Raw genomic sequence first — 18837 nt, 5'->3', positions numbered from 1 at the left:
GGCGTCCTCACCGGTAGCGCAGGTAGGGCAGGCGGGTGCGGCGGAACTGCTGGAGCTCCTGCTGCCACGCGCCGACGACCTCGGCCAGGGGAGCCTGGGCGTCGATCATCCTGCGCAGCCGGTCGGAGCCGCTGAGCTTGTCGATCCAGTTGTCGGGGCGCCACGCGAACACGCCGGGGTACAACGACTTCACGGTGATCAGCATGGCCACGGCGGTCTTGATGGCGTCGAACTTCCGCGGGTCGGTGACGTGCAGGGTGACACCGCCGCAGGTCTTGCCCTGGAACTTGTTGAACGTGGGCGAGAAGTAGGTCTCGCGGAACCGGACGCCCCCGAGGTCCAGGGCGTTCAGGGCCTCGGCCCAGCGCCAGTCGATGCCGGGCGCACCGATGGTCTCGAACGGGCGGGTGGTGCCGCGGCCCTCGGACAGGACCGTGCCCTCGAACAGGCACGTGCCGGGGTAGACCAGCGCGGTGTCCGGGGTGGGCATGTTCGGACTCGGCGGGACCCACGGCAGGCCGGTGTCGAGCTGGTTCCTGTGCCAGCCCCGGACGTTGACCACCTCGAGCCTCGTGGCCAGGTCGAACTCGCCCTTGAAGTAGCGCGCCAGTTCGCCGACCGTCATGCCGTGTTGCTGCACGATCGGTTTCAGTCCGACGAACGTCGCGTAGGCGGGGTCGAGCTGCGGGCCGTTCGCGGTGCCGCCGATGGGGTTCGGGCGGTCCAGGACGATGAAGTCCAGGTTCGGCGCGGCCTCCATCGCCACGTACATCGACCAGATGTAGGTGTAGAAGCGCGCGCCCACGTCCGCGATGTCGAACACGACCGTGTCGATGCCCGCCTTCGTGAACATTGCTTGGAGCTTTGCGGCGTTGGCGCTGTACGCGTCGTACACCGGGATACCGGTGCGTGGATCCGCGTAGTCGCCTTCGGAGCCGCCTGCCTGCGCCGTGCCGCGGAAGCCGTGTTCCGGTCCGAAGACGGCGGCCGGCTTGGCGCCGTGGGCGACCATCGAGTCGACGATGTGGGTCTGGTCCTTGAGGACGCCCGTCGGGTTCGTCAGCACGCCGACCTTGCGGCCCTTGAGCTTGTGCCAGCCGTCCTGCGAGAGCTGTTCGGCCGCCGTGGCGAGCTTCGGGGTCGCGCCGGCGGTGGCGGTGCCGGCGAGAGGGATGGACAGGGCGCCTGCCGCGAGGAAGCTCCGCCTTCTCACCAGGTCACTCCGTGTCCGAACGGGTAGGGGGTGGGGCCTGGCACGTCGACCGGGAGCTTGCCCTGCGGCTTGACCTCGCCGAGCAGGACCCTGGCCAGCGCCTCCATGGAGACCGTGGTGGTCGAGTAGGTGGCGAGCCACGTCTTGGCGCCGCTGTGGGCGACGTCGTACGGGTTGCCGGTGGCGGCCGCGACGACGGGCTTGCCGGTGGCGACGAGCTTGTTGATCAGGTCGACCTGGGCAGACCTCGTGCTCGCGTTATTGGTCAGCACCACGATCTTGTCCGCGTTGGCCGCCGCGGCGACTGCCTGCTGGATCTGCGCGGCCGTGGGGCTGGTCGCGGTGACGAACCTGGTGCCCTTGAGCCTGGTGGCGAGGGCCGTCGTGGTCGCGTCGCTGGTGCCGACGACCAGGGGAGCGGTGGCGTTCAGCGGGAGCGCCTGGGCGTCGTTGCGGACGACCGTGATGGTGCGGTCGGCGATGGCCTGGGCCTGTTGCGTGCCGGAACCGACGATCTGGTCGACCTTGTTCAGGTCGACCTCGGCGGTGAGCATGACGCCGCGCAGGAGCTTCATCTTCAGGATGCGCAGGACGCTCTGGTCGATGCGCTGCTCGGTGATCTCACCGCTGCGCACGGCCTTGACGACGCTGTCGATCGCGAGGCCGAGGTTCGGCGGCATCAGCAGCTGGTCGACGCCCGCCTTGATGGCCAGCACCGGGATCTCGGCGTCGGAGTGCAGTTTGCGGACGCCCGCCATCTCCAGCGAGTCGGTGACGATCACGCCGTCGTACTTCAGCTCGTCGCGCAGCAGACCGGTGATGATCTTCGGGCTGAGCGTGGCCGGGTTGCCCGACGGATCGATCTGCGGCACCTGGATGTGCGCGGTCATGATCGAGTCGATCTTGGCGGCGATGGCCGCACTGAACGGCGGCGCGTCGATCTGGCGCCACTGGTCGAGGCTGCGGTTCGAGACCGGCAGGGCGGTGTGGCTGTCCTCGGACGTGTCGCCGTGCCCCGGGAAGTGCTTGGCGGTCGAGGTCACCGAGGTCATGTCGAACCAGCGGCGGCCCTCGTAGCCCCGCACCTGGGCGGCGACCATGTCGGCGGCGAGCTTCGGGTCGCTCGAGAAGCTGCGCACGCCGATGATGGGGTTCGCCGGGTTGGAGTTGACGTCGGCGTCCGGCGCGAAGTTCTGGTTGATGCCCATCGCGCGGAGCTCCCGGCCCGTGATGCGCGCGGCCTCTTCGGCGTCCTCGGTGCTCCGGCCCGCGCCGAGGGCCATGTTGCCCGGCAACTGGGTGGCCGGCGGGCCGATGCGCGTGACGAGACCCATCTCCTGGTCGATCGAGATGAGCAGCGGGATCTTGCTGGCCTTCTGCAGGCCGTTGGAGAGCTCCGCGATCTGCTTGGGGGTGTCGATGTTGTCGCGGCTCGAGTTGTTGAAGTAGATGACGCCGCCGGGCTGGTACTTGCGCACCATGTCCGCGGCCGTCGCCACTCCGAAGTCGGTCTGGTTCTTGGGGTGCGGGACGTCGGCGGCCTGGCCGTTGACGTACGTGACGAAGAGCTGGCCGACCTTCTGTTCCAGCGACATCCCGCGGAGGGTGGTCACCGAGGCGTCCGCTCTCGCCACCGGCGTGAGGGCGACCATGGCTGTGACCAGCGTCAACGCGGCGAACTTCCGCACTTGTCCGTGCCTCCCGGTGATGTTCCCACAGGTAACTGGCGTATTTCGCAAGTTACTCACGACTGCGTGGTGGGTCAACGGGCGCACATTCTGCCGTTCGGTGCTGACTTTTGACCGGACAAGCAGACGGGGCACCCTCGAAAGGGTGCCCCGTCTTCAGCGCGGGCTTGCGAGCTACCAAGCGTGCAACTCCAGTCGTACAACCCTGGCCTCGGCGTCCGGCGTCCCGGTACGCAGGCCCTAGACGACAAGCCTCCCGCGGCGTGCTGCGCGTGGGTACTCGAAGTCCGCGCACGGAGCTTGGCCGGGGTGGATCCTGACTTCTCTTCGTCTGGTCCCTGGCCGACCCCAGGTCCGCACCACCCATTTAAGTGCGTGGGCCCGGTCACAGCAAGGGCTCGGACGGGTGCACCGGTCAAGCCACGTTCAGTAGTGAAAGTGCTGGGGTTTCTGGATTTGTGAGGTTTGGTTCGTGTTCGGTACCGCCGGGAGAGCGGCGCCGGACACTCACCGGGGCACCACGTGTGCGGCGTGTTGCCGCTACTCGCCGGTACCCGTCACTTCTCGGTGCAATGTGGTCGCCGGGGCTTGACTTCAGTCGCGGGACCGCTTGCGGCGCAGGCCGTACCAGGCCGCTCCGGCCGCCGCGACCGCGCCGATGCCGATGGCCGCGACCGCGACCGCCTTGCCCGAAGGGGTGGGGATGCGGGAGCGCAGGCTCACCGGGTCGACGAACTGCTGCACCGGCCAGTCCTTCTCGGCGGCGATGCGGCGCAGGCCCCGGTCGGGGTTCACGGCCGTCGGGTGGCCGACGACCTCCAGCATCGGCAGGTCCGAGACGCTGTCCGAGTACGCGTAGCTCTTCGACAGGTCGTACGCGTGCTCGGCGGCCAGCTGCTTGATCGCGACCGCCTTGTTGTCGGCGGCGCAGTAGAAGGCGACGTCACCGGTGTAGCGGCCGTCGTGGACCACCATCTTCGTGCCGACGCTGTAGTCCGCCCCGATCATCTGGGCGATGGGGGCGACCAGTTCCTCGCCGGACGCGCTGACGATGACCACGTCGTGGCCCTCCGCCTTGTGGTCGGCGATCAACTGTGTCGCCTCTTTGTAGACAAGAGGGTCGACGATGTCGAACAGCGTCTCGTTGACGATGCCGCGAATCTGCTCCACGTCCCAGCCCGCGGCGAGCGCCGTGATGTGCGCGCGCATGCGGTCCATCTGATCCGCGTCCGCGCCGGCGAGCATGAACACGAACTGTGCATATGCGCTCTTCAGCACGGCGCGGCGGTTGATCAGACCCTCCTGGAAGAAGGGCCGGCTGAACGCCAGCGTGCTCGACTTCGCGATGACGGTCTTGTCGAGGTCGAAGAAGGCGGCGATCCGGCTCATGTACCTCAGCTTAGGTGTACTCGTCAGTAGGCCGTTCGGGCGGCATTTCGTTCGTGTACGAAACCCTGGTGCTTCACGGTTACCGAAACTTGGCCCTCAGCTGTTGCGGAAGTTGCGCGCAGCACTGGCGCATGGGGATACAGTAGGAGAGTCCGGTTCGACGGACGGGTTCAGTCCGACCCCCCGGGACTGAACCATTGACGACCCCCGTCCCTCCCCCCTGGCGGGGGTCGTCCCATATCCGGACCCCGTTTCCGCCTGGGTACGACTGGACCTCTGCCGCTCTTGTCCGAGCGCCGAGTGCCCAACCCTTCAGCGTCGCACACGGGTCCGACAGTTCAGGCCCGGCAAGGCTTCCAAGATCGCGACTTGTCCACAGCCGCCGTGTTGTCCACAAGTGGATCTTCACCCCGTTGTGTCATTCATCACGACCGGCCACGGTCAGACCCATGACCCACCCCATCGCCCTGCTCACGGACCAGGACCTGCTCGACGAGGTCCTCCGCGTGGCCGCCGCGGCCGACTGCCCGCTCTCCTGCGCCCCCGACATCACGTCGTTGCGCTCGCAGTGGCACACCGCCCCCTTGGTCCTCCTCGACCCCGCCGCGGTCTCCGCCTGCCTGGACGCGGGCTTCCCCCGCCGCACCGGCGTCCTCGTGGTCCACGGAGGCGACCCGCCGTGGGCACCGGCCGTGGCCCTGGGCGCGGACGGAGTCCTGGAACTACCGGTGGAGGGCCGCTCCCTGGTGTCGGCGCTGACCGACCTGGGCGAGGGCCCGCCCTCGGACCGGGGCCGCGTGGTGTCGTTCATCGGCGGCCGAGGAGGCGCGGGAGCCTCGACCCTCGCCATCGCCTGCGGCCGCGAGGCGGTGGCCCTGGGCGGCGAAGCGATGCTGGTCGACTGCGACCCGCTCGGCGGAGGCATAGACCTGGCCCTGGGCACCGAGTCCGACCAGGGCGCCCGCTGGCCGGGCGTGCACGCCACCGGCGGCAGGGTCCCGATGTCGGCCCTGCGAGCCGCCCTGCCGGCCACGGGCAACCTGACCGTCCTGGCCTGCGACCGGTCCGCCCCGGACCCGGAACCGGCAGCGGTGGCGGCGGTCCTGGACGCGGGCCGCAGAGCGGGCTGCACGGTGATCTGCGACCTCCCGCGCTTCCCCACGGCCTCCGCCTCGGCAGCCCTGGACCGCACGGACCTGACGATCCTCGTGGTCCCGGCAGAGGTCCGCGCCACCGCGGCCGCCAGCCGGGTGGCCACCACCCTCCTGACCAACGGCCGCAACCTCCGCCTGGTGGTCCGCGGCCCGTCCCCAGGCAACCTCCAGCCGGCCGAGATGGCCGACGTGATCGGCGTCTCCCTCCTGACCTCGATGCGCCCGGAGCCGGGCCTGTCCGAGGTGCTCGAACGGGGCCGCTTCCCCCGCAACCCCAAGGGCCCGCTCGCCACCGCGGCCCGCGTGGTGCTGAAGGAGCTCCGCCCGTGAGCGCCCCCGAAGCCGCGATGGGTGTTGTGGTGGCCGATGAGGCCGAGTACGTCGCGCTGGCCACGAGAGATGTCGAGGTCGCGTCGACGGACTCCTTCGGATGCGGGTGCATCCCGGTTCTGCGCGGGGACGGGGCGGAGGTCCCGCAGCCCCGTTCTTCCCGCCACTTCCTTGCGGCAGAGGAGGTTCCGGTTCAGGCCAGCGCGCCTCCGCACGCCCCTGTCTCCGCGAGACGCACCGCTTCCGCGTCACCGTCTGCTGGCGCTTCGCAGCTTCCGCTGCACGTCCCTGTGCCTGCGAGCCGCACGGCCTCCGCCACCGCATCGCAGTCTCCGCCGCACGCCCTTGTCCCTGTGGGACTCACCGCTTCCACACCACCCTCCGCCACCGCCTAGCAGCTTCCGCCGCACGTCCCCGTGCCTGCGGAACGCACGGCCTCCGCGTCATCCGCCGCAGCCAGGTAGCCCCTCCGCTCGTAGTCAGCGCCTCCGGATCCCGTTGCCACCGAAGGAGTTCCAGCCGTGATCCTGCTTCGCATCCTCGGCCGGATGCTGCGCAACCTCGTCGTCTACCGCCGCCTCTACCCGCCCCGCTACATCTTCAAGGAGGAGCCGAAGTGAACCGCTTCCTCATCTGGTGCCAGGAAACCTGGCTCCGCCTCACGGGCCGCGAGATCACCTACGGCCGCCACGCCCACCGCCCGGAGGCGACATGACCTCCGCCTTGATCGACCGGGTCCGCCACCGCCTCGCCGGCGCCGACATGGAGATGACCGCGGCCGTCGTGGCGCATGCGGTCCGCTCCGAGGCAGGCGGCGTCCTGGCCGACTCGGACGTCCTCGAAGCACTCCAGGTGCTCCGCCAGGAGTTCAGCGGTGCCGGGCCCCTCGACCCGCTGCTCGACGACCCCGGCACCACCGACGTCCTGGTGACCGCGCCGGACCAGGTGTGGGTCGACGGCACGACGGGCCTGCGCCGGACCGGCATCACCTTTCCCGACGAGGACGCCGTGCGGCGCCTCGCCCAACGGCTGGCGGTGGCGGCGGGCAGGCGGCTCGACGACGCCTCGCCGTGCGTCGACGGGTGGTTGCCGGGGAGCGGGGTCCGCCTGCATGCGGTGTTGCCGCCCATCGCGGATCGCACGTGCCTGTCGCTGCGCGTCCTCAGGCCGGCGACGCACGACCTGCGGGCGTTGCAGGAGCTCGGCACGTTCGACGCCGAGATCGCTGATGCGTTGCGGGCGATCGTCCGGAAGCGCTTGGCGTTCCTGGTGATCGGCGGGACCGGCTCGGGCAAGACGTCGTTGTTGTCGGCGCTGCTGGGTTGTGTGTCGCCGGCCGAACGCATCGTGTGTGTCGAGGATGCGAGCGAGCTGAGTCCCGACCATCCGCAGTTCGTGCGGCTCACCGCGCGGCCGGCGAACGTCGAGGGGGCCGGTGAGGTCACCACCAGGGAACTGGTGCGGGAGGCCCTGCGGATGCGGCCCGACCGGATCGTGGTCGGGGAGGTGCGCGGTGCCGAGGTGAAGGAGTTGCTCACCTCGCTCAACACCGGGCACGAAGGTGGCGCCGGGACGTTGCACGCCAACTCGCCGGCGGAGGTGCCCGCGCGGCTCGAAGCGTTGGGGGCGTTGGGAGGGCTCTCACCCGAAGCGTTGCGCAGTCAGGTCGCGGCGGCGGTCCGGGTCGTGCTCCACATGCGCCGGGACGACAACAGCAGGTACCTCAACGAGATCGGGGTGTTCGAGCGGGAGCCGGAACTCGCGGTCCGTCCGGTTTGGACGCGAGAAAGCGGGTGGCTCGCGAAGGAGTTGCTGTGCTGAGCCTTCTGCTGCTGGCAACGGCACTGATCGTCTGGCCGCAACTCAGACCGCTCCGAAGACTCAGGCCGCGCGACAAGAGAGAAGTCGTTGTGCCGCCGTACATCTGGCTGGCGGCCGCGGCGACGCTCACCTACCTCGTGGCGGGCGTCGGCGGACTGGTCGCCGGAGCGGTGCTGGCGGTGACCGGGCGGCGAATCCTCAAGCAGCACAGGCGGAACAAGGCGCTCCGGCAAGCCGCGGAAGCGTTGAGCAACGGCCTGGGCGGCGTGATCGACGAGCTGCGGGCGGGCGCGCACCCGGCCCAGGCGGCCGAAAGCGCGGCGGAGGACACGCCCGCGCCGGCGAAGGAGGTGCTGAAAGCCGCGGCGGCCGCGTCGAGGCTCGGTGGCGATGTGGAGCGGACGTTGCGTGAGATGAAGCAGCCGTTGCTCGGCAAAGCCGTGGACCAGCTGGCCAGGGCGTGGCACGTGTCGGCGAAGCACGGTGTGGCGCTGGCGGACGTCCTCGACGCCACGAGGCGCGATCTCGACCAACGGGCGGCGTTCGCGCGGCAGGTGCACGCGCGGATGGCCGGGCCGCGGGCCAGCGCGCTGGTGCTGGCGGTGCTTCCGGTGCTGGGCGTGTTGCTGGGCGAGTTCAGCGGTGCCAGGCCGTTCCACGTCCTCACGAGCACGGCGGCCGGGCAGTTCCTGCTGGCGCTGGGCGCGGTGCTCGGGGCGGCGGGGGTGTGGTGGACGCAGCGGATCACGGAGGTGCAGCCGTGACATTCCTCCTGCTCGCGCTGGCAGTCCTGCTGGCACCGGCGCCACGACGATCGATTGACCGGTTCAAGCCCAGGTCCCACGACCCGCCGCACGGCAGGACGAAGCCGGACGGCCCGTTCGAACGGGCGGCGACCTGGGATCTGCTGGCCGCGTGCCTGAAGGCCGGGTTGCCGGTGTCCACGGCGATCCAGGCGGTCGAGATGAAGGAACTGAGCCAGGTCGCCGAGATGCTCAGGCTCGGCGCAGATCCGGTCACGGCGTGGGCGTCCGCGCTCGACCAGCCCGCGACGGCGCTGCTCGCGAGGGCTGCGCGCCGGACCGCGCGATCGGGTGCCGCACTGGCCCGGCAGACCGCTGAACTCGCCGAACGGACCAGAGCCGAGGCGCGTGACGACGCCGAGGCCAAGGCGCAGCAGGCGGCGGTCGCGGTGGCGGCCCCGCTCGCACTGTGTTTCCTCCCGGCTTTCCTGTGCCTCGGCGTCGCACCGGTGGTGCTGGGGCTGGCCGGCCAATTCCTCAACTAGGAGAAGCAGATGGAACTGCTGAAGGACGACAGCGGTATGAGCACGGTGGAGTACGCGATCGGGACGCTGGCGGCGGCCGCGTTCGGCGGTCTGCTGTACGTGCTCCTCACCAGCGACTTCATGCGGAAACTGATGGAAGGGCTGATACAGCGTGCGCTGTCTTCGGTCTGACGACCGGGGCATGGTCACGGTCGAGGCGGCGATCGCCGTGTCCGCGTTGCTCGTGGCCATGTGGCTGGGGGCGAACGGGCTGACGGCGGTCACCGAACAGATGCGGTGCACCGACGCGGCGAGAGAGGCGGCGCGGCTCACCGCCCGCGGCGAACAGCAGCGTGGCGAGGAAGCGGCCGGGCGGATCGTGTCCGGCGCCGACGTCGTGATCGACACCCAAGACGATGCGATCAAGGTCATGGTCAGCAAACGCGGGCCGTTGGGCTTACCGCTCAGCGCACGGGCGTTCGCCGTGCCGGAGCCGCGATGAACGGCGAACGGTTCGGGTGCGAGCGCGGTTCGGCTGCGGTGAGCGGTGTGGTGGCGATGTTGTCGCTGATCGTCGTCGTGGTGGCCGGTGCGCGGATCGGTTCGGCGGTCGTCGCCCGGCACCGGGTGACCGGTGCCGCCGACCTGGCGGCGCTCGCGGCGGCCGCTCGTGTCGTCGACGGCGCCGAAAGTGCTTGTGAGCAGGCGAAACGCGTGGCTTCGGAGAACCGGGCCGAGCTGACGAGCTGCGCGGTGAACGGATGGGAGGTGGTTGTGGAGGTGTCAGCGACTACGCCGTTCGGCCCGGCGACTGCACGAGCCAGGGCAGGTCCGGCCGAAGATCGAGCCGTTTGGAGCACGACGAGCGGTCGGCTCACAGCGGTGAGCGGACTCACACTGGCGCCGGGACATGCTGAACGGTGATCGAACCAAACGCGCGGAGTTCAGTTGCCCGGTCCGGCAAAGGACGTTCGCCGTTCCGTAGCTACCAGTTGTCGAGCGGGGGTTACGGAGGCCGGTGCCGGTGTCGTTAGTTGTAGTGGCGGCACCGACGCGGTGTCCCTACGACACCGACACCTTGCCGATGTCGAGTCAGAGCCTAGGAAGAAGGCGACGGAAGATGGATTGGTCGGATAGCTGGCGCGGGGCCTTCCGCATCGAACTGCGTGCCGAGGCCGTGAGCCTCGCGTACCGCGGTTGGCCCGTACTGCCCGGCACCTATCCGGCCGGCACGGAGAACGGCGTCACGAAGTGGGCGGGCCGCAGCGGCCTCGAGCTCCACGGCCCGATCCCCGTGCACCGCGACTGGGTGGACCGCGTCGGGACCCGTCCCGACCAGGTCGCCACGTGGTGGGCGGGCCGCTCGTACAGCCTTCTCGTCGCCACCGGCCACGTCGTGGACGCGATCGAGGTCGGCACCGACCTCGGCCGCCGCGCGGCCGTCGCACTGCGGTCGATCGGCGTCCCCGTGCCGATCGCCGCGACCCCGTCCGGCCGCTGGATGTTCCTCGTGAAGTCCGGCTCGACGCTCAACACCGAGCTGGCCAACAACCCGGACGTGCACCTCTACGGCAAGGGGGAGTACATCCCGCTGCCGCCCACCACCATGGCGCACGGTGTCGTGCACTGGCGGGTCAAGCCGCAGGTCTGCGGCTGGAACCTGCCGGACGCACACGTCGTGCAGGACGCGCTTGTCGAGGCCGTGCACGCCCCGGCGCGCTACGAGCTCGAAGCCGTCTGACACACAACTGAATGCGAAGCCCGGCCGTGCTGGGTGTCGTCGTGGACTCTCCCCGACAACCCCGAAGGCGATGCCCTGCACGGCCGTTCCACCAAGCCCGATCCGACGATCGGCCTCCGCACCCCGCACGTCGGGGGCCGGCAGAGGAACGGGCGAAAAGCCGAACACGCACCCCGAAGGACAGCCTCCCGCAACAGTGACCGGGCCGAGGACGTTAGTGGCAGAGCACCAGCTCTGCCGCGGTCGGTGAAGCCGGCTCCTCCCCGGAGTTCGTCAGAAGACAGTCGACACCGTCGCCTCCCGCGTGTCCTGTCGAGACGAACGAACCAGATTCCACCGATGTTCCAAGGGATCCGGTCACGAAGCGGTAGCAGGCGGGAAAACAGTGTTCGGCACGTGGAGAGCGCGGCGGGGTACCCGTGAGCCCCGCCGCGCCTCAGCGTCCTTGGGCCGACCCTGCTCGCGCTACGCGCTCACCGGGTCGGACGCGTTGTCCATCTGGGGGGGCGACCCCCAGACCCCCGCAGGCTCGGGCGCTGGGCGCCCTCACGGAAAAGTGGTAGACCTAGAGCTGGAGAGTTTCCGCGTAGGAAGCGAAAGCGAAGGTCTCCTCCATGGATCCGGGCCGCGGAACCGCGTCGGCGTGCCAGCCGAGGTTCCGGTCCTGCAAGACCTGCTCGATCAGCGGGTGCCACCGCTGATCGAGCATTTTCTTTGCCCACAACAGGGCGCCGCGCTTGGACTCCACCTCTCCCGTGTGGATGGTGTAGAGCGTGCGGCAGTAGGCCGAGACGATGTAGCGCTGCGACCACGCGTTGCCCATCGGCGCCCACTCGCGAATGCCGTCGAGCACGTGCGGCAGCTCGGCCAGCATCGACGAGCGCAATGCGGAAGCCGGTACCTCGTCGACGAGTGAGGTGATCGGCGGGCCGTCCAGCACGATGCCGTGGTGGCGCAGGATCCAGCGGGCGTGCGGGCTGTTGCAGTGCAGGTCCCACTCCAGGGTGCGCGTGCCGTGGTCGTTGAACAGCCACGGAACCCCGAGGCCTGCCACCGAGCGCAGTGACTCCACGTCGGCGTACGAGCCCTCGATCTCCGTCGACCACCGACCGGGACGGGCCGGGATCTCGGCGTGCAACGCGCGCAGCCCGGCTTCGCGATCGCCGGACGGCGGCTCGGTGCAGGCGACGATGAAGTCGCAGTCGCTGTGGACGTCACCAGCGCCCAGGGCGAACGAACCCTGCAGGTACGTGCCGACGTAGGTGGGGCCGAGAATCTCGCGCACGGAGGCGACGAGGTCGGCGAGAAGGCTGTCGAGGTCGGAAAAGGGCGTGAACAAGGAAGTCTCCAATGAACCCGTGGCCAGAAGGGACGGGCGCGGCGGAGTGATCAGGCCCGGCGCGCGAGGGCGCGGCGGGCTTCCGGCTCAGCCGCGCCTAGGCGCGACGGGTCCGGTCGGTGGCGTTGCAGCCGCATGCGTTCACGACGCCACGGTAGCCAAAAAGCGGCCACCCGGTCAGGCGATTTTGCCCAGCACCACGTCCAGCACGAGCACTGCACCGGCCTTGTCCAGCGGATCGTTGCCGTTGCCGCACTTGGGTGACTGCACGCACGACGGGCAGCCCATCGGGCACCCGCAGGCACTGATCGCGGCTCGGGTCGCCGACAGCCAGGCCCGCAGGGCCGAGTGGCCTCGATCAGCGAAGCCCGCGCCGCCGGGGTGGCCGTCGTGCACGAACACCGTCGGCATCCCCGTGTCCGGGTGCGCGGCCGTCGACACGCCGCCGATGTCCCACCTGTCGCACGTCGCGAACAGCGGCAGCAGGCCGATCGCCGCGTGCTCGGCGGCGTGCAGGGCGCCGGGGACGCGTTTCGCCTCCACGCCGGCGTCGAACAGCAGCGACTCGTCGACGGTGTACCAGACGGCGCGCGTCCGCAGCGACTGCTCCGGCAGGTCGAGCGGGATCTGGTCGAGCACCACGCCGGACGGCAGCCGGCGCAGGTAGCCGACGACCTGGGTCGTCACCTCCACCTCGCCCAGGCAGACCGACACCCCGCCGAAGTCGGTGCGTTCGACCTCGCGCACGACGGTGATGTCCACGCAGTCACGCGGCTGTGTCGTCCACTCCGGGTCTTCGCGGTGCACCATCGCAAGACCGCTGTCCAGATCGAGCTCGTCGACGACGTACGCCCGCCCCTGGTGCAGGTACACGGCGCCGGGATGCACCTGCCAGCAGGCGGATCCCGGGTCGACCGTGCCGAGCATCCGGCCCGAGTCCGACTCCACGACGGCCACCTGGTCACCGCCGGAACCGCGGATGTCCACCCCGGCGTGCGGCCGGTCGTGCGACGCCCAGTACCAGCCGGCAGGCCGCTTGCGCAGCAGTTTCTCCGCCACCAGGTCGGCGAGCACGGCCTCGGCGAGCGGCCCGCCGAAGTCGTCCAGGCAGGCCGGTGTCAACGGCATCTCGGACGCCGCGCACGCCAGCTGCGGGCCCAGCACGTACGGGTTCAGCGGGTCCAGCACCGTCGCCTCGACCGGTCTGTCCAGCACCGCGGCCGGGTTGTGCACCAGGTACGTGTCCAGCGGGTCGTCGCGCGCCACGAACACGACCAGTGCACTGTCCCCGGACCTGCCCGCACGGCCCGCCTGTTGCCAGAACGACGCCAGGGTGCCGGGGAAACCGGCCACCACCACCGCGTCCAGCCCGGCGATGTCGACACCGAGCTCCAGCGCGTTCGTGGTCGCGACGCCGAGCAGGTCGCCCGTGGACAGCGCCTTCTCCAGCGCCCGCCGCTCCTCCGGCAGGAACCCGCCCCGGTACGCGGCCACGCGGGGAGGCAGCTCATCGTCCACTTCGGACAAAATCCGCTGGGTGCCCAGCGCCGTCAGTTCGGCACCGCGGCGCGAGCGCACGAAGGCGAGCGATCGTGCGCCCTCGACGACGAGATCGGCCAGGATGCGCGACGTCTCCGCGCCCGCCGAGCGCCGGACGGGCGCGCCGTTCTCACCCTCCAGAGAGGTCAGTGGGGGCTCCCACAACGCGACCGTGCGCGACGCACGCGGCGAAAAGTCGTCCACGACAGCGGAAACCGGGACGCCCAGTAATCGCTGCGCGGATCCAGAAGGATCAGCCACAGTGGCCGATGCCAGAACGAAGATCGGATCCGCGCCGTATTTACGCGCGACCCTCCTCAAGCGCCGCATCAACAACGCCACGTGCGAACCGAAAACGCCTCGATAGGAATGGCACTCGTCGATCACCACGTACTTCAGCCGGCGGAAGAACCGCAGCCATTTCGGGTGCTGCGGAAGGATTCCGCGGTGCAGCATGTCCGGGTTGGTGAAGACCCAGTTCGCGTGCGCCCTGACCCAGTCGCGTTCGGCCATCGGGGTGTCCCCGTCGTAGGACGACGCGCGCACCCCCTTGATCCCCAGTTCCTCGAGCGACCGGAGCTGGTCCGCCCCAAGGGCTTTGGTTGGTGACAGGTACAGCGCGGTGGCCTTCGTGTCCGCCAAAAGAGTGGAAAGTACGGGCAACTGGTAGGCAAGTGACTTGCCCGACGCCGTGCCCGTCGCGAGGACCACGTGCCGCCCGGACCACGCCAGCGCGGCGGCCTCGGCCTGGTGCCGCCACGGCTCGCGCACACCCGTCTCGACGAACGCCTCAACGACCGCGGGAGCCGTCCACGCAGGCCACTGCACGTGATCTGCCTGGCGTAACGGCAAATCACGCGCGTGCGTGAGGGGTGACTCCCCGGCGGGCACACCCGCCAGCACGCGGTCCAGCAACCGGCGTCCCTGATCCACCACGGGATCGAGCTTCGCATACACCACCGACAGTCCCGGCCGGGCCGTACTCGACTTCCTGCGCAGATAACGGTGTGTGCACGGATCGGGACGTTTCGTTGCCTCGTTGCAAGCAACCCCTAGACTCCCCGCTCATCGCATCCAATGAGGGATGCGTCACGTCGCGCTGGGCGGCTGGACTGCCTTGGCGCTGCACATGGCAACTCACCAGGAGGACGGATGTCCCGGCATTTCCTCGCGGAGGGCCTCGAGCTCTCCGGGGGTGATCGCGGCGTCGTAGCCGTGGTCGCCGTGGTCGCCCTGGCTGCTCTCGCCGTCGGGTACGTGCTGCTCAAGGAGGTGCTGGCCGCAGGCCAGGGCACCCCCAAGATGCAGGACATCGCCAAGGCGGTTCAGGAGGGCGCAGCGGCCTACCTCAACCGGCAGTTCCGCACGCTCGGCATTTTTGTCGTGATCGTGTTCGTACTGCTGTTCGCGCTACCGGCAGACGATTTGGCCGAACGAATCGGCCGATCTCTGTTCTTCATCGTCGGTGCCGCGTTCTCGGCGACTATCGGCTACCTGGGCATGTGGTTGTCCACGCGCGCCAACGTGCGTGTCGCCGCCGCCGCGAACGAAGAAGGCGGTCGCGAAAAGGCGACGCGCATCGCGTTCCGCACCGGTGGCGTGGTCGGCATGACCACCGTCGGTCTCGGTCTCTTCGGTGCGGCGCTCGTCGTGCTCGTCTACGCCGGTCAGGCCCCGAAGGTCCTGGAGGGCTTCGGTTTCGGTGCCGCGCTGCTCGCGATGTTCATGCGTGTCGGTGGCGGCATCTTCACCAAGGCCGCGGACGTCGGCGCCGACCTCGTCGGCAAGGTCGAGCAGGGCATCCCCGAGGACGACCCCCGCAACGCCGCCACCATCGCGGACAACGTGGGCGACAACGTCGGTGACTGCGCCGGCATGGCCGCGGACCTCTTCGAGTCCTACGCCGTGACGCTCGTCGCGTCGCTGATCCTCGGCACCGCCGCGTTCGGCGTGCAGGGTCTGCTGTTCCCGCTGATCGTTCCCGCGATCGGCGTGCTGACCGCGGTCATCGGCGTGTACACGACGAAGGCGAAGGCGGGCGAGAACGGCCTGGCCGCCATCAACCGCTCCTTCTACATCTCCGCGGTCATCTCCGCGGTGCTGTGCACCATCGCGGCGTTCGCGTACCTGCCGAGCTCCTTCGCCGACCTCAACGGCATCAGTGACGCGGTCAAGTCGACCACCGGCAACCCGGCGCTGATCGCGTCCGTCGCGGTGATCATCGGCATCGTGCTGGCCGGCGTCATCCTCTGGCTGACCGGCTACTACACCGGCACCGAGCACAAGCCGGTGCAGGAGGTCGGCAAGACCTCGCTGACCGGTGCCGCCACGGTGATCCTGTCCGGTATCTCGGTCGGTTTCGAGTCGGCCGTCTACACCGCGCTGGTCATCGGTGCCGCCGTGTACGGCGCGTTCCTGCTGTCCGGTTCGGTCATCGTCTCGCTGTTCGCGATCGCGCTCGCCGGTTGTGGTCTGCTCACGACCGTCGGCGTCATCGTCGCGATGGACACCTTCGGCCCGGTCTCCGACAACGCGCAGGGCATCGCCGAGATGTCCGGTGACGTGCACGGCGAGGGCGCGCAGATCCTCACCGAGCTCGACGCGGTCGGCAACACCACCAAGGCCATCACCAAGGGCATCGCGATCGCGACGGCGGTGCTCGCCGCGACGGCGCTGTTCGGCTCCTACCGCGACGCGATCGAGAAGGCCATCGCCAAGGTCGGCAGCGTCACGGGCGACCTGCCCGTGTCGTTCACCAACCTGGTGTTCAGCCCGAACATCCTCGTCGGCATCACCATCGGCGCGGCTGTTGTCTTCATGTTCTCGGGCCTCGCGGTCAACGCCGTGACGCGCGCTGCCGGCGCCATCGTGTTCGAGGTGCGCCGTCAGTTCCGCGAGAACCCCGGAATCATGGACTACTCGGTCAAGCCCGAGTACGGCCGCGTCGTCGACATCTGCACCAGGGACTCGCTGCGTGAGCTGGCGACTCCGGGTCTGATGGCCGTGCTCGCCCCGGTCGCCGTCGGCTTCGGCCTCGGCGTCGGCCCGCTGGCCGGGTACCTCGCCGGTGCGATCGCGACCGGCACGCTGATGGCGGTGTTCCTGGCCAACTCCGGTGGTGCCTGGGACAACGCCAAGAAGCTGGTCGAGGACGGCAACCACGGTGGCAAGGGCTCCGACGCCCACGCGGCCACGGTGATCGGTGACACGGTCGGCGACCCGTTCAAGGACACCGCCGGTCCGGCCATCAACCCGCTGATCAAGGTCATGAACCTGGTCTCGGTGCTGATCGCGCCGGCCATCGTCACCTTCTCCATCGGTGAGAGCGCGTCCGACCCGATCCGGATCGCGATCGCCCTGGTCGCGACCCTGATCATCGTCGGTGCGGTGGTCGTGTCCAAGCGTCGAGGCACCTCGATCGCGGACGCTCCCGCGGAGACCGTCAGCAACGGCGCCGCGTAGATCCAGCTCCGGTCGGGGTACGTTCGGGTCTTCCCCCCGACGTACCCCGACCGAGGAGTTACGACATGAGGCGCAGCCTCGTCGCCACTGCCGCTGTTGCCGCGCTTGCGCTGGCTGGGTGCACCAACGGTGGCAACTCCGGCACTTCGACGACACCCACCAGCGGCGCGGCCAACCCCCAGGCCGTCGCCTACATGGACAAGGTGTGCGGTGCGGCATCCGAGTTCGCCAAGATCGAGAAGACGGCCCCGAAGCTCGACGCCGGCGACTCCACCAAGCTCAAGGCCGAGATGGCCGCGTACATGGGCCAGCTCGCCGACGCCTTCGCGAAGTCGGCGGAGGGCCTGAAGAACGTCGGCCCGTCGCCCGTCGAGGGCGGTGAGCAGGCCGTCACCAAGATGGGCGAGACGTTCACCTCGCTCAGCGCCGTGTTCGCCGACGCCAAGATCAAGGTCGAGCAGGCGGACGCCAACAACGCCACCGGAGGCCTCCAGGCCGCCGGAGAGGCCATCGCGAAGCTCTCCGAGCTCGCCGACCCGCTGCGTGACCTCAAGGACGTCCCCGAGCTGCAGAAGGCCACGCAGTCGGCACAGAAGTGCCAGGAGATGCAGCGCCTCGACGTCACGCCGACGAGTTGAGCGGGGCCGTTCGGAGTAACTTCCGGCCCATGCGCCGCACACTCATCGCAGTCATGGCCAGCTGCCTGCTCGCGGTCACCGCGTGCACCGGCGGAGGTTCGCCGACGCCCGCCGCCAGCGAGGCGGACGTCGTGGCGTGGATGGACAAGGTCTGCGGTGCCGTCGACGGCACCGTGAAGACCATGGCCGACGAGCCGCCGATCGACATGAGCGACCCGTCGAAGCTCAAGACGGGCCTGTCGGACTGGCTCGGGTCGAAGGTGGCGGTGGTCGACAAGTCGATCGCGGACCTCAAGGCGCTGGAGAACGGCCCGCACCCGAGGTCGAAGGAGCTGGCCACCGCCGCGCAGGACGGCATGGGGCAGATCAGGACCCTGCTCGCCGACACCAAGTCGAAGCTGGACTCGTCGACGGACGCGACCCAGGTCGTCACCGCCTTCACCGAGATGGTCACGAAGGCGGGCGAACTGGAGAAGGCGGGCGCCGACGTGCAGAAGAAGTTCGACGAGACGGGCCTTGCGGGGGCGGCGCAGAAGGCGTCGAACTGCAAGGGCCTGCAGGCGTCGCCTCCTCCGTCCTGACGCGCGGAAATCCGTCTGACCAGATCGCCCGAACGTGTACCGTTCGGCGGTCTGGTCAGACGTTTCCTGGGGGATTCACCGTGCACGCACGTTTGTCGATCGCTGCTGTCCTGAGTGCCGTCGCGCTCGTCGCGTGCAGCACACCTGCTCCTCCGAGTCGGCCGACGACCACACCGGCACCCACCACGACGGTGGACGTGCCAGGTGCCGACCCGGTGGCCTGGTTCGAGGCGTACTGCGGGCCCATGGGCGTCACGCAGACCGCGCGACTCCAACTCCAGGGCAAGGCCCAGGAGGGCATGGAGGCCGTCAAGGAGGCCGTGGTCGTCTGGACGGCGGGAGCGGCGGTGTCGAACCGGCACATGGCCGACGCACTCGAGAAACTCGGCCCGTTGGGTTCGGACGTGCGCAGCCTGCACGAGCGGCTGGTCAAGGCGCTGCGGAACGAGGCCAAGACCTTCGACGAGAGTTCAGCGCGGCTGCGGGCGCAGGCGGCGGACGACAAGTTCCCAGAGCGCTACAAGCAGATCATGGTCGGCAGCAGCGGTGACAGCGTGGGGACGTTGTTCAAGCAGATCGTGGAGACGACCCCGAAGTACACCGAGGCGTTCCGTGCGAACAAGGTGTGCACGGCCTGGCAGGGGCTGGCGAAGCAGTCCGGGGGAAACTAGGCCG

General features: G+C 69.4%; 17 protein-coding genes. 12 read left to right on the top strand and 5 right to left on the bottom strand.

The window, feature by feature from the left end; genetic code table 11:
* Positions 1 to 7 precede the first annotated feature (7 nt).
* From IG04_RS0116640 to IG04_RS0116630, 3 genes are all read right to left on the bottom strand, one after another.
* Complete coding sequence (locus IG04_RS0116640; RefSeq protein WP_084402017.1) at positions 8 to 1213, bottom strand: exo-beta-N-acetylmuramidase NamZ family protein; 1206 nt, start codon at positions 1211 to 1213, stop codon at positions 8 to 10.
* Positions 1210 to 2865, bottom strand: a complete 1656-nt coding sequence (locus IG04_RS0116635) for a glycoside hydrolase family 3 protein (protein WP_051770095.1) — start codon at positions 2863 to 2865, stop codon at positions 1210 to 1212. Before IG04_RS0116635 ends, IG04_RS0116640 begins: the two co-directional genes overlap by 4 nt.
* 630 nt (positions 2866 to 3495) lie before the next feature.
* The gene (locus IG04_RS0116630) at positions 3496 to 4290 is read right to left on the bottom strand and encodes an HAD family hydrolase (protein WP_051770057.1); all 795 of its coding nucleotides are present in this window, start codon (positions 4288 to 4290) and stop codon (positions 3496 to 3498) included.
* Positions 4291 to 4739: 449 nt separating this feature from the next.
* On the opposite strand from IG04_RS0116630, the gene ssd reads away from it, so the two are divergent.
* The 8 genes from ssd to IG04_RS0116580 all read left to right on the top strand — a co-directional run bounded on the left by ssd (position 4740) and on the right by IG04_RS0116580 (position 10603).
* Complete coding sequence (gene ssd, locus IG04_RS0116625) at positions 4740 to 5774, top strand: septum site-determining protein Ssd (protein ID WP_030477563.1); 1035 nt, start codon at positions 4740 to 4742, stop codon at positions 5772 to 5774.
* A 711-nt stretch (positions 5775 to 6485) separates the two neighbouring features.
* The gene (locus IG04_RS0116610; RefSeq protein WP_030477562.1) at positions 6486 to 7595 is read left to right on the top strand and encodes a TadA family conjugal transfer-associated ATPase; all 1110 of its coding nucleotides are present in this window, start codon (positions 6486 to 6488) and stop codon (positions 7593 to 7595) included.
* Positions 7589 to 8359, top strand: coding sequence for a type II secretion system F family protein (locus IG04_RS0116605; protein ID WP_030477561.1), 771 nt, complete (start codon positions 7589 to 7591; stop codon positions 8357 to 8359). The genes IG04_RS0116610 and IG04_RS0116605 overlap by 7 nt, the downstream gene beginning before the upstream one ends.
* Entirely contained in the window at positions 8356 to 8883 is a 528-nt protein-coding gene (locus IG04_RS0116600; RefSeq protein WP_030477560.1) for a type II secretion system F family protein, read from the top strand. The genes IG04_RS0116605 and IG04_RS0116600 overlap by 4 nt, the downstream gene beginning before the upstream one ends.
* A gap of 9 nt (positions 8884 to 8892) precedes the next feature.
* On the top strand, positions 8893 to 9054 hold the full coding sequence (locus tag IG04_RS45280) for a DUF4244 domain-containing protein (protein WP_084402016.1): 162 nt from the start codon (positions 8893 to 8895) through the stop codon (positions 9052 to 9054).
* Between the two features lie 10 nt (positions 9055 to 9064).
* Positions 9065 to 9364 (top strand): TadE family type IV pilus minor pilin, encoded by a 300-nt coding sequence (locus IG04_RS0116590; RefSeq protein WP_051770055.1) that lies wholly within the window; start codon positions 9065 to 9067, stop codon positions 9362 to 9364.
* Positions 9361 to 9786, top strand: a complete 426-nt coding sequence (locus IG04_RS44735; RefSeq protein ID WP_063758279.1) for an Rv3654c family TadE-like protein — start codon at positions 9361 to 9363, stop codon at positions 9784 to 9786. Before IG04_RS0116590 ends, IG04_RS44735 begins: the two co-directional genes overlap by 4 nt.
* Before the next feature lie 196 nt (positions 9787 to 9982).
* On the top strand, positions 9983 to 10603 hold the full coding sequence (locus IG04_RS0116580) for a bifunctional DNA primase/polymerase (protein ID WP_030477557.1): 621 nt from the start codon (positions 9983 to 9985) through the stop codon (positions 10601 to 10603).
* Between the two features lie 565 nt (positions 10604 to 11168).
* On the opposite strand, the gene IG04_RS0116575 is transcribed toward IG04_RS0116580, so the two are convergent.
* Positions 11169 to 11942: an aminoglycoside adenylyltransferase domain-containing protein gene (locus tag IG04_RS0116575; RefSeq protein WP_030477556.1), complete on the bottom strand. Its 774-nt coding sequence runs from the start codon at positions 11940 to 11942 to the stop codon at positions 11169 to 11171.
* 177 nt (positions 11943 to 12119) lie between these two features.
* Positions 12120 to 14417, bottom strand: coding sequence for a DEAD/DEAH box helicase (locus IG04_RS0116570; protein ID WP_030477555.1), 2298 nt, complete (start codon positions 14415 to 14417; stop codon positions 12120 to 12122).
* A 216-nt stretch (positions 14418 to 14633) separates the two neighbouring features.
* Here IG04_RS0116570 and IG04_RS0116565 point away from each other — a divergent pair, with 216 nt between their 5' ends.
* From IG04_RS0116565 to IG04_RS0116550, 4 genes are all read left to right on the top strand, one after another.
* Complete coding sequence (locus IG04_RS0116565; protein ID WP_030477554.1) at positions 14634 to 16943, top strand: sodium-translocating pyrophosphatase; 2310 nt, start codon at positions 14634 to 14636, stop codon at positions 16941 to 16943.
* Positions 16944 to 17008: 65 nt separating this feature from the next.
* On the top strand, positions 17009 to 17581 hold the full coding sequence (locus IG04_RS0116560; protein ID WP_030477553.1) for a hypothetical protein: 573 nt from the start codon (positions 17009 to 17011) through the stop codon (positions 17579 to 17581).
* 29 nt (positions 17582 to 17610) lie between these two features.
* Positions 17611 to 18162 (top strand): hypothetical protein, encoded by a 552-nt coding sequence (locus IG04_RS0116555; protein ID WP_030477552.1) that lies wholly within the window; start codon positions 17611 to 17613, stop codon positions 18160 to 18162.
* Between the two features lie 80 nt (positions 18163 to 18242).
* Positions 18243 to 18833 carry a hypothetical protein gene (locus IG04_RS0116550; RefSeq protein WP_144065613.1) on the top strand — a complete coding sequence of 197 codons (591 nt, stop codon included), beginning with the start codon at positions 18243 to 18245 and terminating at the stop codon, positions 18831 to 18833.
* Positions 18834 to 18837 lie beyond the last annotated feature (4 nt).

The organism is Lentzea albidocapillata, assembly GCF_000719115.1.
In the GTDB taxonomy this organism is placed as follows: Bacteria; Actinomycetota; Actinomycetes; order Mycobacteriales; family Pseudonocardiaceae; genus Lentzea; species Lentzea albidocapillata.
Note: the sequence above shows the minus strand (reverse complement) of the source record. Positions and strands in the feature narration are given on the sequence as shown.